Source organism: Streptomyces sp. PA03-5A (genome assembly GCF_033792725.1).
Taxonomy (GTDB): domain Bacteria; phylum Actinomycetota; class Actinomycetes; order Streptomycetales; family Streptomycetaceae; genus Actinacidiphila.
The window spans coordinates 31,943-45,892 of the sequence record NZ_JARAVL010000038.1; the positions used below are offsets into that span (position 1 = coordinate 31,943).

General features: G+C 73.2%; 11 protein-coding genes and 1 other RNA gene. 2 read left to right on the forward strand and 10 right to left on the reverse strand.

Annotated elements, in window-relative coordinates:
- Positions 1-25 precede the first annotated feature (25 nt).
- The 4 genes from PV410_RS35455 to PV410_RS35470 form a co-directional block, all read right to left on the reverse strand.
- Complete coding sequence (locus PV410_RS35455; RefSeq protein WP_500330083.1) at positions 26-2,299, reverse strand: UvrD-helicase domain-containing protein; 2,274 nt, start codon at positions 2,297-2,299, stop codon at positions 26-28.
- A 466-nt stretch (positions 2,300-2,765) separates the two neighbouring features.
- A complete protein-coding gene (locus tag PV410_RS35460; protein ID WP_500330085.1) occupies positions 2,766-3,911 on the reverse strand; it encodes a uroporphyrinogen-III synthase in 1,146 nt (381 codons plus the stop codon).
- 153 nt (positions 3,912-4,064) lie between these two features.
- Positions 4,065-5,456 carry a nitrate/nitrite transporter gene (locus tag PV410_RS35465; protein WP_500330086.1) on the reverse strand — a complete coding sequence of 464 codons (1,392 nt, stop codon included), beginning with the start codon at positions 5,454-5,456 and terminating at the stop codon, positions 4,065-4,067.
- A 103-nt stretch (positions 5,457-5,559) separates the two neighbouring features.
- The gene (locus tag PV410_RS35470) at positions 5,560-6,549 is read right to left on the reverse strand and encodes a LysR family transcriptional regulator (RefSeq protein ID WP_500330088.1); all 990 of its coding nucleotides are present in this window, start codon (positions 6,547-6,549) and stop codon (positions 5,560-5,562) included.
- Between the two features lie 98 nt (positions 6,550-6,647).
- Between PV410_RS35470 and PV410_RS35475 the strand changes: the two genes are divergently transcribed.
- The gene (locus tag PV410_RS35475; RefSeq protein WP_500330089.1) at positions 6,648-7,856 is read left to right on the forward strand and encodes an MFS transporter; all 1,209 of its coding nucleotides are present in this window, start codon (positions 6,648-6,650) and stop codon (positions 7,854-7,856) included.
- Between the two features lie 166 nt (positions 7,857-8,022).
- On the opposite strand, the gene ssrA is transcribed toward PV410_RS35475, so the two are convergent.
- From ssrA to ftsE, 5 genes are all read right to left on the reverse strand, one after another.
- Positions 8,023-8,409: a transfer-messenger RNA gene (gene ssrA / locus PV410_RS35480) on the reverse strand.
- A gap of 101 nt (positions 8,410-8,510) precedes the next feature.
- Entirely contained in the window at positions 8,511-8,993 is a 483-nt protein-coding gene (gene smpB, locus PV410_RS35485) for an SsrA-binding protein SmpB (protein ID WP_499512123.1), read from the reverse strand.
- A 55-nt stretch (positions 8,994-9,048) separates the two neighbouring features.
- Positions 9,049-10,212 carry a S41 family peptidase gene (locus tag PV410_RS35490; protein WP_500330091.1) on the reverse strand — a complete coding sequence of 388 codons (1,164 nt, stop codon included), beginning with the start codon at positions 10,210-10,212 and terminating at the stop codon, positions 9,049-9,051.
- 67 nt (positions 10,213-10,279) lie between these two features.
- Positions 10,280-11,197: a permease-like cell division protein FtsX gene (gene ftsX, locus PV410_RS35495; RefSeq protein ID WP_499512125.1), complete on the reverse strand. Its 918-nt coding sequence runs from the start codon at positions 11,195-11,197 to the stop codon at positions 10,280-10,282.
- A gap of 44 nt (positions 11,198-11,241) precedes the next feature.
- Positions 11,242-11,931 (reverse strand): cell division ATP-binding protein FtsE, encoded by a 690-nt coding sequence (gene ftsE, locus PV410_RS35500; protein ID WP_018564091.1) that lies wholly within the window; start codon positions 11,929-11,931, stop codon positions 11,242-11,244.
- 275 nt (positions 11,932-12,206) lie between these two features.
- Here ftsE and PV410_RS35505 point away from each other — a divergent pair, with 275 nt between their 5' ends.
- Positions 12,207-12,398 carry a hypothetical protein gene (locus PV410_RS35505; protein ID WP_326575680.1) on the forward strand — a complete coding sequence of 64 codons (192 nt, stop codon included), beginning with the start codon at positions 12,207-12,209 and terminating at the stop codon, positions 12,396-12,398.
- Between the two features lie 392 nt (positions 12,399-12,790).
- On the opposite strand, the gene prfB is transcribed toward PV410_RS35505, so the two are convergent.
- Entirely contained in the window at positions 12,791-13,909 is a 1,119-nt protein-coding gene (gene prfB / locus PV410_RS35510) for a peptide chain release factor 2 (RefSeq protein WP_500330092.1), read from the reverse strand.
- Positions 13,910-13,950 lie beyond the last annotated feature (41 nt).

The window sequence follows — 13,950 nt, forward strand, 5'->3', positions numbered from 1 at the left end:
GCCCCGCCGTCGTCATGCGGACGGTTCAGTCCCGCAGCAGGTCCGGGACGCCGGCGTCGTCCGGCAGGTCGCGGGCGCCGGAGAGCACCGTCAGCCGCTGCGTGGCCCGGGTCAGCGCCACGTACAGCACCCGCAGCCCGGCCGGGGACTCGTCCGCGATCTCCGCGGGCGAGACGACCAGCGTCGCGTCGTACTCCAACCCCTTGGCCTCCAGGCTGCCCAGCGCCACGACGCGCTCGCCCAGCCCCGCCAGCCAGCCCCGGGCCTCCTCACGGCGGCCCATGGCCACGACCACGCCCACCGTGCCCTCGACCTCGCCCAGCAGCCGCTCCGCCTCCGCGCGCACCGCCTCGCCGGGGCCGCCGTCGGCGGTCACCGCGAACCGGGGCACCAGCCCCGTCGAACGCACCGCGCGCGGCGACTCGCTGCCCGGCATGGCCAGCGCCAGCACCTTCGCCGCCAGGTCCGCGATCTCGGCCGGGTTGCGGTAGTTCACGGTGAGGGTGAAACGGCGGCGCGGACGCGTCCCCAGGGCCTCGTCACGGGCCAGGGCCGCCTCGTCCGGGTCGGTCCACGAACTCTGCGCGGGGTCGCCGACCACCGTCCAGGTCGCGGCACGGCCCCGGCGGCCCACCATCCGCCACTGCATCGGGGTGAGGTCCTGCGCCTCGTCGACGATCACGTGCGCGTACTCCGTGCGCTCCGCGTCCAGCCGGTCCTGCCGGCTGCGCCGCCCGGCCGCCATCCGGTCGGCGAAGGTGGTGACCTCCTCCAGACCGGTCAGCTGGTCCAGCGGGTCCGCCTCCCGGGTGCGCACCTTCGGCGGCGGGCCCAGCAAGGCCTCCAGCTCGTCCAGCATCGCGACGTCGTGCACGGACAGGGCCCCGTTGCCCGCGGGGTCCAGCCGGCGCAGCGAGCGCGCCACCCGGCGCACCTCGGGCGGCGTCAGGACCCGCCGGGCCCAGCGCCCCAGCCGCTTCTCGTCGGAGAGCGCCGCCAGCACCCCGCGCGGGGTCAGCACCGGCCACCAGGCGGCCAGGAAGTCCACGAACTCCTGCTCGGTGGAGACGTCCTCGTCGAAACCCTGCCGCTCCTCGGCGGCCAGCTCCGGGTCCTCGAAACGGCGCCCGGCCTTGCGCCACAGCGCGTCCAGCAGCAGACGCCGGGCCCGGGGCCGCAGCAGGTTCACCGGCGCCGTGCCGCTCAGCACGGCGTGCCGGATCCCGGACAGCTCCTCGGCGTCCAGCTCCAGCCGCCGCCCGAACGCCACCACCCGCAGCCGGTCCGGGCACCGGCCCTGCCCGGACCCGTGCTCCAGCACGCCCCGGGCCGCCTTGCGCAGCACCCTCAGCATCCGCAGCGAGCCCTTGATCCGGGCGACCGCCGGATCGTCGTACGTGGTCGCCTCGGCACCGTCCACGAGCGAGCCCACGGCGCGGATCGCGACCTGACCCTCCTCGCCCAGCGAGGGCAGCACGCCCTCGGTGTACGCCACCAGCAGCGGCGTCGGGCTGACCACCAGGATCCCGCCCGCGTACCGGCGCCGGTCCTGGTACAGCAGGTACGCCGCCCGGTGCAGGGCCACGGCCGTCTTCCCCGTGCCGGGCCCGCCGGTCACCTCCGTGACGGAGGCTGCGGGGGCCCTGATCACCACGTCCTGCTCGGCCTGGATGCTGGAGACGATGTCCCGCATCGTGTGGCTGCGCGCCTGGCCCAGCGCGGCCATCAGCGCGCCGTCCCCCACCACCGGCAGCCCCGTCCTCAGCTCCGGGCGCAGCAGGTCGTCCTCGACGCCCAGCACCTTGCGGCCCTTGGAGCGGATGACGCGCCGCCGCACGACCCGGCCGGGCGCGACCGGCGTCGCCCGGTAGAACGGCGCCGCCGCGGGCGCCCGCCAGTCGATCACCAGCGGCGCGTAGTCCGCGTCCAGCACGCCCAGCCGGCCGATGTGCAGGGTCTCGGCGACCTCCGCCGTCCCGTCGGGCCGGACCGCATCATCGGCGGGCTCCACGGAGGTGTACGCACCGTCCGGGCCCTTCTTGCCGTCCTTGCCCAGCAGCAGGTCGATCCGGCCGAAGAGGAAGTCCTCGAACTCCGCGTTCAGCCGGTTCAGGTGCAGCCCCGCCCGGAACACCTGGGCGTCGCGCTCCGCCAGCGCGCCCGGCGTGCCGACCTGGCCGCGCTTGACGGCGTCGTCCATGAGGAACTCCGCCTCGTGGATCTTCTCCTCGAGCCGGTCGTACACCCGGTCCAGATGCGTCTGCTCGACTGCGATCTCCGTGTCCCGGACCGCTGCCACGCAGGACCCCCTTCTTCCACTTCCGTACGTCACGCGCCGCGTGCGCCGCCCCGGCGTACGGGGCAGCCTGTCACCGTACGCCAACCAGGCGTTTCCCGCCCACTCGGCAAGTGCCTCCCGAAGCGTCCGGGGTACCCCGTGTCGCCCCGTGCGGGTGCGTTGTGGTTGCGCTTTGGGGTTTCCCCGCCGCCCGCCCTCCCCCAGCCTTCGGCCGGGGGGGACCCCCATCCGGCGCGGTCAGTGCGGGCCTGCGCTCTGTTGGGTTGGGGTCGGGGCCCGGCGCACTCCCCCAGCCTTCGGCCGGGGGGACCCCCACAGCGCTCGCGGTTTACGTCCACATCGTTCGGCGCCCGGGTCCGCCGCTCGTCTCCCCCAGCCTTCGGCCGGGGGCGGGCGGGCGGGTGGACGCCCGCCGCAGGCGCAGACAACCCGCACCCAAACAACCGGCCGCACCCACGACCCCGGGTCACGCGGAGGCGTACTTGGCGTCCGCCGCCGGATCCAGCGCAAGCCGGTACCCCCGCTTGACCACCGTCTGGATGAGCTTCGGCACCCCCAGCGCCGCCCGCAACCGCGCCATCGCCGTCTCGACGGCGTGCTCGTCGCGCCCCGCCCCCGGCAGCACCCGGAGCAGGTCGGCCCGGGAGACGACCCACCCGGGGCGCCGGGCGAGGGCGCGGAGCAGGGCCATCCCGGCCGGGGGGACGGGGCGCAGCTCGCCGTCGACGACGACCGCGTGGCCGCGGATCTCCAGGCGCCGTCCGGCGACGGGGAGGGGACGCACCCGCCCCGGGAGCTCTGCGGCGAGCAGTTGGACGAGCGGCCCGAGACGGAAGCGTTCGGGCTGGGCGGTGGGCACCTCGTGGGCCTGCAGGGGCAGCGCCGTGACGGGGCCCACGCAGGCCGGGAGGATGTCGTGGCGCAGGGCGTCGAGGAGTTCGCCGCGCAGGCCCCGGCGGTCGGCCCGGTCCAGCAGGGAGGCCGCCGCGGGGGCGCTGGTGAAGGCGACCGCGTCCAGTCCGCGGGCGACGGCCGCGTCGATGAGCCGGTCGACCGGGCCCAGGTCCTCCGGCGGCATCCAGCGGTAGACGGGGACGCCCACGACCTCCGCGCCGGCCGCGCGCAGTGCCTCGCTGAAGCCGGGCACCGGTTCCCCGTGCAGCTGGACGGCGACGCGCCGGCCGTCGACGCCCTCGTCCAGCAGGCGGTCGAGGACCTCCGCCATCGACTCGGACGCCGGCGACCAGGACTCCCTGAGCCCGGCCGCGCGGATCGCGCCGCGCACCTTGGGGCCGCGGGCGAGCAGTTCGACGTGGCGCAGCCGTTCCAGCAGGGGCTCGCCGAGCCCCCAGCCGTCGGCGGCCTCGATCCAGCCGCGGAAGCCGATCGCGGTGGTGGCTACCACCACGTCGGGGCCGCGGTCGAGCAACCCCTTGGTCGCGGCGAGCAGTTCGGTGTCGTCCGGCAGCGGGACGATCCGCAGCGCGGGGGCCCGCATCACGACGGCGCCGCGCCGTTCGAGCAGGGCGCACAGTTCGTCGGCGCGGCGGGCCGCGGTGACGCCGACCGTGAAGCCCGCCAAGGGGAGGACGTCTGGGTGTCGCACTTGCATGGCTCTGCCTCGCTCCGCCGGAGGTACACGTGCAACGGAGGCCGGGACCGTCCCGGGTCCCGGAGTCGTGCGCCCCGTTGCGCGCATGGTTCCAAGCCCCGGTGACGGTCCGGGTTCACCGGCATTTCCCCGTTGTTACGCAGTTCGCCGGGGCTACACCTGCGCGTAGGACAGCCGCGCCTCCGGCTCGGCCCCGGCACCGGGCCCGGCCGCCGGGGCGGGGGCCGGTGCGGGCCTGCGCAGGTATACGGCCCAGGTGACCGCGAAGCAGACCGCGTAGACGGCCAGGAAGGTGACGAAGGCCGGGGTGCCGGTGCCCCGGGTGAGGAAGGACTGCCGGAAGGCCAGGTTGATGCCGAGGCCGCCGAGCGCGCCGACGGCACCGATCAGGCCCATCGCGGCGCCGGACAGCCGGCGTCCGTAGGAGGCCGCGGCTTCGCCGGTCAGGCCCTTGGCGGCGGCCTTGGCGGCGTAGATGCCCGGGATCATCTTGTACGTCGAGCCGTTGCCGAGGCCGGTCAGGATGAACAGGGCGACGAAGGCGCCGGAGAACAGCGCCAGGGACTTCTGCGCCGAGGCGAGGACGATCACGGCGGTGGCGGCGGCCATCGCCAGGAAGTTCCACAGGGTGATCCGCGCGCCGCCGAAGCGGTCCGCGAGCCGTCCGCCGACCGGGCGGACCAGCGAGCCGAGCAGCGGGCCGACGAAGGTGACGGACGCGGCCTGCAGCGGGGTGCGGGCGAACTGGTTCTGCAGGACGAGCCCGAAGGCGAAGCTGTAGCCGATGAACGACCCGAAGGTGCCGATGTAGAGGAAGGACATGATCCAGGTGTGGCCGTCCTTCACCGCCAGGGCGGCCGCGCCGGTGTCGTTCCGCACGGGCGCGAGGTTGTCCATGTACAGGGCCGCGAGCGTGGCGGCGACCACGATGAGCGGGATGTAGACGGCCAGCAGCAGCCGGGGGTGGCCGGCGCCTGCCGTGCCGATGACCAGCAGGCCGACCAGTTGGACGACCGGCACGCCGATGTTGCCGCCGCCCGCGTTGAGGCCGAGGGCCCAGCCCTTCTTCCGGAGCGGGAAGAAGGAGTTGATGTTGGTCATGGAGGAGGCGAAGTTGCCGCCCCCGACCCCGGTCAGCGCGGCGACGGCGAGGAAGGTGCCGTAGGAGGTGCCGGGCTCCATGACGACGGCGGCGGCGATCGTCGGCAGCAGCAGCATGAGCGCGCTGACGACGGTCCAGTTGCGGCCGCCGAAGCGCGCGACGGCGAAGGTGTACGGGACGCGGACCAGGGCGCCGACCGCCGTGGCCATGGCGACCAGGAAGAACTTCCCGGCGGGGTCGATGCCGTACTCCGGGCCCATGAAGAGCACCATGACCGACCAGAGCGTCCAGACGGAGAAGCCGACGTGCTCGGACAGGACGGAGAAGAGCAGGTTCCGGTGGGCGACGCGCCGGCCGCCGTTCTCCCAGGACCCCTCGTCCTCGGGGTCCCACCGTTCGATCCAGCGGCCGCCCTTGCGTGCGGTGGTGCTCGCGGCAGTCATGACGCCTCCAGGCCCTGATGTCGCTCGTCGGGTGATGCCCACGACGGTAGGAACGGCGCGTTTCCTCCCGATGGCCTGAGGTGACCGCCACGCAACCTTGCTCTCACCCGGTGCGCGGGCCCGGTGTGAGCGCCGGGGGCGCCATCACGCGGGCGTCCGGCTCCGGCAGCCAGGCGCCGTCCGGCACGGTGAGCCAGTCGTCCTCCGCGGCGAGCCGGCGCGCGGCGCAGAGCAGGGCGTCCAGTGCGGGGTGGCGCAGTCCGCGCCGCCACACCATGGAGACGGGGGCGAGCGGTACGGGGCCGGTGAGCGGGCGCAGGACGAAGCCGGGCAGGTCGATGAACTCGGTGCTGGCCAGGACGGGCCAGCGGTGCTTGCGCACCAGACGGACGAACTCCTCCGGACCGTCGATGGCGGGGAAGGGCGCGGCGACGGCGATGCCCCGGCCCCGGAACAGGCGCTGGGCCAGGTCCGTCCACTCGGCGGTGTCCGGGTTCCCGGCGGCGGCGTAGAGCGACTCCCCGGCGAGTCGGTCGAGCGGCACCTCGGCGAGCGGGGCCAGCCGGTGGCCGGCGGGGAGCAGCACCGCCATCCGCTCGTAGCGGACCGGCAGGTGCTCCAGCCGGTCCAGCACGGCGGGGGCCAGGCCCGCCGCGCGGCCGAAGGAGACGTCCAGGCGGCCGGCGAGGATCCCGGCGGCGGCGCCGGTGAGCCCGCTGTGGAAGCGCGCGGTGAGCTCGAGTTCGGGCGCGGCGGCGCGGGCGGCGGCCAGCACCCGGTGGCCGGTGCCGACCGGCGCGCCGATGTCGACGAGCAGCGGACGGCCGGTGGGCGCGAAGGCGGCGGCCAGTTCGTCGTGGGCGGCGAGCACGCGCCGGGCGTACGGCAGCAGCCGCTCCCCCTCGGCGGTCAGCCGCACCGAGCGGGTCGTCCGCACGAACAGCTCGGCCCTCAGTTCCCGCTCCAGGCGCCGGACGTCCCGGCTCAGCGCCTGCTGGGCGACGTGGAGGCGGGCGGCGGCCTGGGTGAAGTGCAGCTCCTCCGCGACGGCGGTGAAGGCCCTCAGCAGGCGCGGTTCGATGGCGTGCGGCATCCGCCCATTGAACACGTCCGCGATTGACAACGGGAACGCGTCAATGGGCGCTGATCAGGTGTTGGACCGCACCGGGGGCGCGCCGGGAGGGTGGTCGCATGACCGCGCCCGCCTTCACCGCCCCCTACCGGCGGCTCTTCGCCCTGCCCGGCACCCGGGCCTTCACCACCGGGAACCTCCTGGCCCGGCTCCCGATGGGGATGTTCGGCGTCAGCGCGGTCGTCATGATCGCGGCCGGCAACGGCTCGTACGCGCTGGCCGGGGCGGTCACCGCCACCGGACTCGCCGCGACGGCCGTGGTGGCCCCCTGGACCGCGCGCCTGACCGACCGGCACGGCCAGGCCCGGGTGGCCGTGCCGGCCGCGGGGCTCGCCGCGCTGGGCTCGCTCGCGCTGGTGGTGTGCGTACGGCTGCACGCCCCGGCCTGGACCCTGTTCGCCGCGTACGCCGCCACCGCGACGACGCCGAACACCGGAGGCATGGCGCGGGCGCGCTGGGCGCACCTGTACCGGGACGACGAGCGGGGCCGGCACGTCGCCAACTCCTTCGAGCAAGCCGCGGACGAGGTCTGCTTCATGCTCGGCCCGGTCCTCGCGGCCTTCCTGTGCACCTCGCTGTTCCCCGAGGCCGGCACGCTGACGGGGGCGCTGCTGCTCTTCGGCGGCATCCTGATCTTCGCCGCGCAGCGCGGCACCGAACCGCCGCCGGTGCCGCGGGCCGCCGCCGGACCGGGGGCGGGGGCCGGGCGGGCCGCGGTACCGGCCGTACTGCTGACGTTCCTGGCGACGGGGGCCGTCTTCGGCGCCCTGGAGGTCACCACGATCGCCTTCGCCGACGCCCAGGGGCACCGTGGCGCCGCCGGGGCGGTGCTCGCCCTCCAGGCGGCGGGTTCGTGCGCGGCGGGCCTGCTGTACGGGCTGCGCCGGCCCCGTGGCGGCGCGGAGGGCCGCTTCGCCGCGAGCGTCGCCCTGATGGCCGCTCTCATGCTCGGCCCGCTGCCCGCGGCGGCCCTCGGCGGCCTGTGGCTGCTGGCCCCCGCGCTGCTGCTGGCGGGCATGGCCACCGCGCCCACGATGATCAACGGCATGGCCCTGATCCAGCGCCGGGTGCCGCCGGGCCGCCTCAACGAGGGCATGACGCTGGCCGTCACGGCCCTCCTGGGCGGCATCGCCGCGGGCTCCTTCGCCGCGGGGTCGGTCGCGGAGCACCGGGGTGCGGTCCCCGCGTACGCGATACCGGCGGTCGCCGCGGCCACCGCGGCGCTGGTCGCGGCGGCCTCCCTGCGGACGGCCCGGCGCCGGGCCTGACGTACCGGCCGTCAGCCGCCGGCCGCCGCCGTACGTACCGCCCCGCGCCTGCGCGGCCAGGGCCACAGCCGGGCGCGGCGCCGTGCGGCGAGGCGACGGGCCCCCGGAAACGACGGAAGGCGATGCCTGCCGCGCAGTGCGCGGCAGGCATCGCCTTCCGTTGGGTCAGTGGAGATGGCGGGAATCGAACCCGCGTCCTGTGGTGCAGAATCAGGGCTTCTCCGAGCGCAGTCCGCTGTGCTTTTCTCGGCCCCGGCAGTCACGCGGACAAGCCGCCGACGGGCCCAGCCACTGTTTGGTTTCCCACCGAGCCCCGTGGCCGGACTCAGTGGTTTAGTCCCCTAGCTGATGCCAGGATCCGGGTCGGGAACAGCCCCGGGCTGACACTCCGCGGAGTCTTCGCTAGCTGCTAATTAGGCAGCGAGAGCGAAGGCGGAGGAATCGCGCTTAGAAGTGGCGATTATTGTTTTCGGCATATGGTTTACGAGATCATTGCCGCTTTCTCGGCTCGCTTCCCCTGCTTCGACATCCCCAGTCGAAACCGATCATCCCCATGTTGATTTTTCAAACTGCTCACCGGGCCGTCACGGCCCGGTGGTGCTGACGCCATTGTACGTGACCGACGTACATGGAGGCCAGCGCATTTCCCGGGGGTCAGTCGCCCCGCTGCCGGCGGCGCGCCGCCGAGATGGCCCGGTCGGCCTCGCGGCGGTCCTGCTTCTCGCGCAGGGTCTGCCGCTTGTCGTAGTCCTTCTTGCCCTTGGCCAGCGCGATCTCGACCTTCGCCCGGCCGTCCTTGAAGTACAGGGAGAGCGGCACGATCGTGTGACCGGTCTCCTGGGACTTCTGGAAGAGCTTCTCGATCTCCTCCCGGTGCAGCAGCAGCTTGCGCTTGCGCCGCGCCGAGTGGTTCGTCCACGTCCCCTGGGTGTACTCGGGGATGTGCACGTTGTGCAGCCACGCCTCGCCCCCGTCGAGCTGGCCGAAGCCGTCGACCAGGGAAGCGCGTCCCTGGCGCAGCGACTTCACCTCGGTGCCGGTGAGCACCAGGCCCGCCTCGTAGGTGTCGAGGATGTGGTAGTCGTGCCGCGCCTTCTTGTTCTGCGCGATCAGCTTGCGACCCGTTTCCTTTGCCATAGCGCGGCCATTCTCGCACCTCGGCGGGGCCGGGGGGTACCGGTTTGCGCGCCGGTCAGCGGACCGGCGTGCCCAGACCGTCCAGCACCTGGAGGGCCTCGGACTCGGCGTCCGCGCCACCGGTGACCTTCAGGTCGGGCTCCACCCCGCGGCCGTCCACCCGGCGGCCCGCGGGCAGCCGGTAGTGGCCGACGGTGAGCTCGGCGACCGAGCCGTCCGACAGCCGGCTGGGCATCTGCACCGAGCCCTTTCCGAAGGTGCGGGAGCCCACGACGACGGCACGGCCGCGGTCCTGCAGGGCGCCGGCGAGCAGTTCGGCCGCACTCATCGTGCCGCCGTCCACGAGCACGACGAGCGGGGTGTCGGTGTCGCCGGCGTCGGCCGCGTAGAGCGCCTGCTGCCTGCCGTGGACGTCGTACGTGGCGACCAGGCCGCCGTCCAGGAACGCGGAGGCCACACCGACGGCCTCGGTGACCAGGCCGCCGGAGTTGCCGCGCAGGTCCAGGACTATGCCCTTGTTTCCCGGCCGGCCGGCCAGGGCGCCGCGGACCTGCCCGGCGACACCCTTGGTGAAGGCGTCCACCTTGACGACGCTGACGCCGCCGGGGACGTGCCGGACCCGTACGGACTCCGTGGGCAGCAGGGCGCGCCGCGGGGAGACCACCCAGGAGCGCGCGCCGCGCCGCAGGCCCAGGGCCACGGCGGTGCCGGCCGCGTCGGAACCGCGCAACCGGGCGACGACCTCGGTGACGGGGCGGCCGGTGACCTCCGTGCCGTCGATGCTCATCAGCCGGTCCCCGGCGAGCACCCCGGCCCGGGCGGCGGGGCTGCCGGACTGGACGCGGTCGATGCCGATGCGGCCGTCCTCGGTGCGTCGCACCCACAGGCCGACGCCCACGTACCGGCCGTCCAGGGATTGCTGGAAACCCTCGTACTCCTGGGCCGTGTAGAAGGAGGACCAGCGGTCGCCGCTACGGCTGACCAGGGCCTGCGCGGCCTGCGGGCCGACCTTGCCCTCCGCGATCGCCTCGGCGATCTCGTCGGTGTCGGCGACGGTGCCGGCCGGGATGCGGGAGTGCGGCGGCGTCCGCCGCTCCCCGCCGAGGTCCCCGAAGGAACCCGCCGCGGCACCCGTCGCCAGGACCGCGCCGAAGACCAGCGTCAGCGCCGCGGCACGGCGCAGGCGGCGTGGTCTCCCGGGCGGACGTGGGCTCAGCACGTCGGGCAGTCTAGGCGAGAAGCGGGCGCTGTACGGAAGGTCGGCCGTACAGCGCCCTTGGCGCGGATCAGACCTTGAGGTATTTGCGCAGCGCGATCAGGGCCGCCAGCGCGGGCATCAGCATGCCCACCACCAGCACCAGCGGCAGCACCTGCGCCACCTCGCCCCAGCCGAGGAAGTTGATCAGCGGCACCTTGGTCTGCAGCGAAAGGCCGTGGTCGATCAGGAAGTAGCGGCCCACGAGGAGCATCAGACAGGCCAGGCCACCGCCGACCAGACCGGCGAACGCGGCCTCCATGATGAACGGCATCTGGATGTAGAAGCTGGACGCGCCGACCAGCCGCATGATCCCGGTCTCCCGGCGGCGGCTGAAGGCCGACACGCGCACCGTGTTGACGATCAGCATCATCGCCACCGCGAGCATGAACGCCAGCACCACCAGCGCGGCCAGCGTCATGCCGTTGAGCAGCCCGAACAGGTTGTCCAGCAGGGCCTTCTGGTCCTGCACCTCCTGGACGCCGGGACGGCCCTGGAAGGCGCTCGCCACCACCTGGAACTTCGTCGGGTCCTTGAGCTTGACCCGGAACGACTCCTGCATCTGGTCCGGAGTGAGCGAGTCGGCCAGCGGCGAGTCGGAGAACTGCTCCTTGTAGTGCTTGTAGGCGTCCTCCGCGCTCTCGTGGAAGTACTTGTCCACGAGCGGCAGCGCCTTGAGCTGCTTCTCGATGTCCTGCTTCTGCTCCTCGGTGACCGCGCCCTTGGTGCAGTTGGGGTCGGTCTTGGCGTCGTTCTTGTTGCAGAGGAAGATCGACACCTGGACCTTGTCGTACCAGTAGCCCTTCATCGAGTCGACCTGCTCGCGGGCGAGCCACGAGCCGCCGGCGAGCGCGAGCGAGAGGGCCACGGAGACGATGACCGCGAAGGTCATGGTGAGGTTGCGCCGGAGACCGACGCCGATCTCCGAGAGCACGAACTGGGCGCGCATGTTGTCCTTTCAGAAGGCTGCGGTGTGCAGGGCGGGGCCCAGGCTCAGTGCTGGTAGCCGTAGACGCCGCGGGACTGGTCGCGGACCAGTCGCCCCTTCTCGAGCTCGATGACGCGCTTGCGCATCTGGTCGACGATGTTCTGGTCGTGGGTGGCCATCACCACGGTGGTGCCGGTCCGGTTGATGCGGTCCAGCAGCCGCATGATGCCCACGGAGGTCTGCGGGTCGAGGTTTCCCGTGGGCTCGTCCGCGATCAGCAGCATCGGGCGGTTGACGAACGCCCGGGCGATCGCCACGCGCTGCTGCTCACCACCGGACAGCTCGCCCGGCATGCGGTCCTCCTTGCCGCCGAGGCCGACGAGGTCGAGCACCTCGGGGACCGTCTTGCGGATGGTGCCGCGCGGCTTGCCGATCACCTCGAGGGCGAACGCCACGTTCTCCGCGACCGTCTTGTTGGGCAGCAGGCGGAAGTCCTGGAAGACGGTGCCCAACTGGCGCCGCATCTGCGGCACCTTCCAGTTGGACAGCCGCGCGAGGTCCTTGCCGAGGACGTGCACCATGCCGGTGTCCGTCCGCTCCTCGCGCAGGATCAGCCGCAGGAAGGTCGACTTCCCGGAGCCGGAGGAGCCCACCAGGAAGACGAATTCACCCTTCTCGATTTCCAGCGACACGTCCCGAAGTGCAGGACGGTTCTGCCGGGGGTAGGTCTTGGTGACGTTGTCGAATCGGATCACGGTCGCACTCCGGATACAGGGGATCGGAGGCGACCTTACGCGAATGGCCGCGGCCCGCGCAGTCCGCGGTCCGGGATGACGGGTTTATTCATCGACCACTGGGGGACAAAGCAGGCATTGGCCACATGCGTCACTCTTCGGAGTCGCAGGAATCACGCGGGGCGCGCCGAGCGTCCCGGGAACTGGCACAGTGGTCGGGGGGCTCGGGAACGTACCGCCCCTGTCGCGCGTTGTTCATGGAGCGGCCGCCAGGCCGCCTGGGAGGAGGCCACCGCATGACAGTCGACCGACTGGTGTGCGCCAACTGCGCCGGCCCCGTCAGCGAGGGCCGCTGCGCGGTCTGCCGCGCCCACCGCGCCCGCATGCAGCAGGAGAACCCCTTCGCGGCCATCTCCCCGGCGGCACTGATCGCCCTGCTGGTCGCCCTGCTCGCGGTGGCGTGGGTGGTGCACGAGGCCGCCGTGTAGCACGGCGCACACAGACAGCAAGCACGGGGGCCCGCGGCGCATCGGCGCTGCGGGCCCCCGTGGCGTTTGCGGGCCTCCCGTGGACGCGCAGGGGCCCCCGGGTCCGGGCGCGGGCCTTCCCGGCGCCGCGTGGTGGCCCCAGCCGGTCAGGCGCGGCATCGAGCGGAAACCGGCACCGCCCGGACGAAGAAGGTCGCGCCGGCACCCCGGCCGGCTCGCGTCGCCGTGACCCTGGGTGACCGATCCGCTGCCGCCGACGACGGTGCGGGTGGCACCGTCGGCACCCTGGCGGGCCGTCCGCGCACGCCCCCGTGCGGGCTCGGCTGCCCCGGAACGCGACGACTGCCGCCCGTCGGGCGGCAGTCGTGAAGGTCCGGAACGCTGACGACGCGTCAGACGCCGGCGCCCTGCTCCTGTTGCTTGCGCCAGCGGATGCCCGCCTCGAGGAAGCCGTCGATGTCGCCGTCGAGGACGCCCTGGGGGTTGCCGACCTCGTACTCCGTCCGCAGGTCCTTGACCATCTGGTACGGGTGGAGGACGTAGGAACGCATCTGGTTGCCCCAGGAGTTGCCGCCGTCGCCCTTGAGGGCGTCCATCTTGGCCTGCTCCTCCTGGCGGCGCCGCTCCAGCAGCTTGGCCTGCAGCACGTTCATCGCGCTGGCCTTGTTCTGGATCTGCGAGCGCTCGTTCTGGCAGGAGACCACGATGCCGGTCGGGATGTGGGTGATCCGGACCGCGGAGTCGGTGGTGTTGACGCCCTGGCCGCCGGGGCCGGAGGCGCGGTAGACGTCGATCCGCAGCTCGGTCTCGTCGATCTCGACGTGGTCGCTCTGCTCGACGACGGGCAGCACCTCGACGCCCGCGAAGGACGTCTGGCGGCGGCCCTGGTTGTCGAAGGGCGAGATGCGCACCAGGCGGTGGGTGCCCTGCTCGACGGAGAGGGTGCCGTAGGCGTAGGGCGCCTTCACCACGAAGGTGGTGGACTTGATGCCGGCCTCTTCCGCGAACGAGGTCTCGTAGATCTCGGTCGCGTAGCCGTGCCGCTCGGACCAGCGCAGGTACATCCGCTGCAGCTGCTCGGCGAAGTCGGCGGCGTCGACACCGCCGGCCTCGGCGCGGATGTTGACCAGCGCCTCACGGGCGTCGTACTCGCCGGACAGGAGGGTGCGGACCTCCATCTCGTCCAGCGCCTTGCGCACCGACTCCAGCTCGGTCTCGGCCTCGGCACGGGTGTCCGCGTCGTCCTCGGCCTCGGCGAGCTCGAAGAGCACCCCCAGGTCGTCGATGCGGCCGCGCAGCGCCTCGGCCTTGCGGACCTCGGCCTGCAGGTGCGACAGCTTGCTGGTGATCTTCTGCGCCGCGTCGGGGTCGTCCCACAGCGACGGGGCCGCCGCCTGCTCCTCGAGCACGGCGATGTCGGCCCTCAGCTTGTCGAGGTCCAGAACGGCCTCGATCGAGGCCATGGTCGACGAGAGGGACTTGAGCTCTTCGGATACATCCAGGACTGCCACGTCCCCCAGCGTACCGGCACGCCGCGCATTGCCGCGCCGGT

Excerpts from the sequence above, each read along its gene's own strand:
- PV410_RS35460 (WP_500330085.1), bottom strand. The coding sequence starts at position 3,911 with ATGCAAGTGCGACACCCAGACGTCCTCCCCTTGGCGGGCTTCACGGTC.
- PV410_RS35465 (WP_500330086.1), bottom strand. The coding sequence starts at position 5,456 with ATGACTGCCGCGAGCACCACCGCACGCAAGGGCGGCCGCTGGATCGAA.
- PV410_RS35470 (WP_500330088.1), bottom strand. The coding sequence starts at position 6,549 with ATGCCGCACGCCATCGAACCGCGCCTGCTGAGGGCCTTCACCGCCGTC.
- PV410_RS35475 (WP_500330089.1), top strand. The coding sequence starts at position 6,648 with ATGACCGCGCCCGCCTTCACCGCCCCCTACCGGCGGCTCTTCGCCCTG.
- smpB (WP_499512123.1), bottom strand. The coding sequence starts at position 8,993 with ATGGCAAAGGAAACGGGTCGCAAGCTGATCGCGCAGAACAAGAAGGCG.
- ftsX (WP_499512125.1), bottom strand. The coding sequence starts at position 11,197 with ATGCGCGCCCAGTTCGTGCTCTCGGAGATCGGCGTCGGTCTCCGGCGC.
- PV410_RS35505 (WP_326575680.1), top strand. The coding sequence starts at position 12,207 with ATGACAGTCGACCGACTGGTGTGCGCCAACTGCGCCGGCCCCGTCAGC.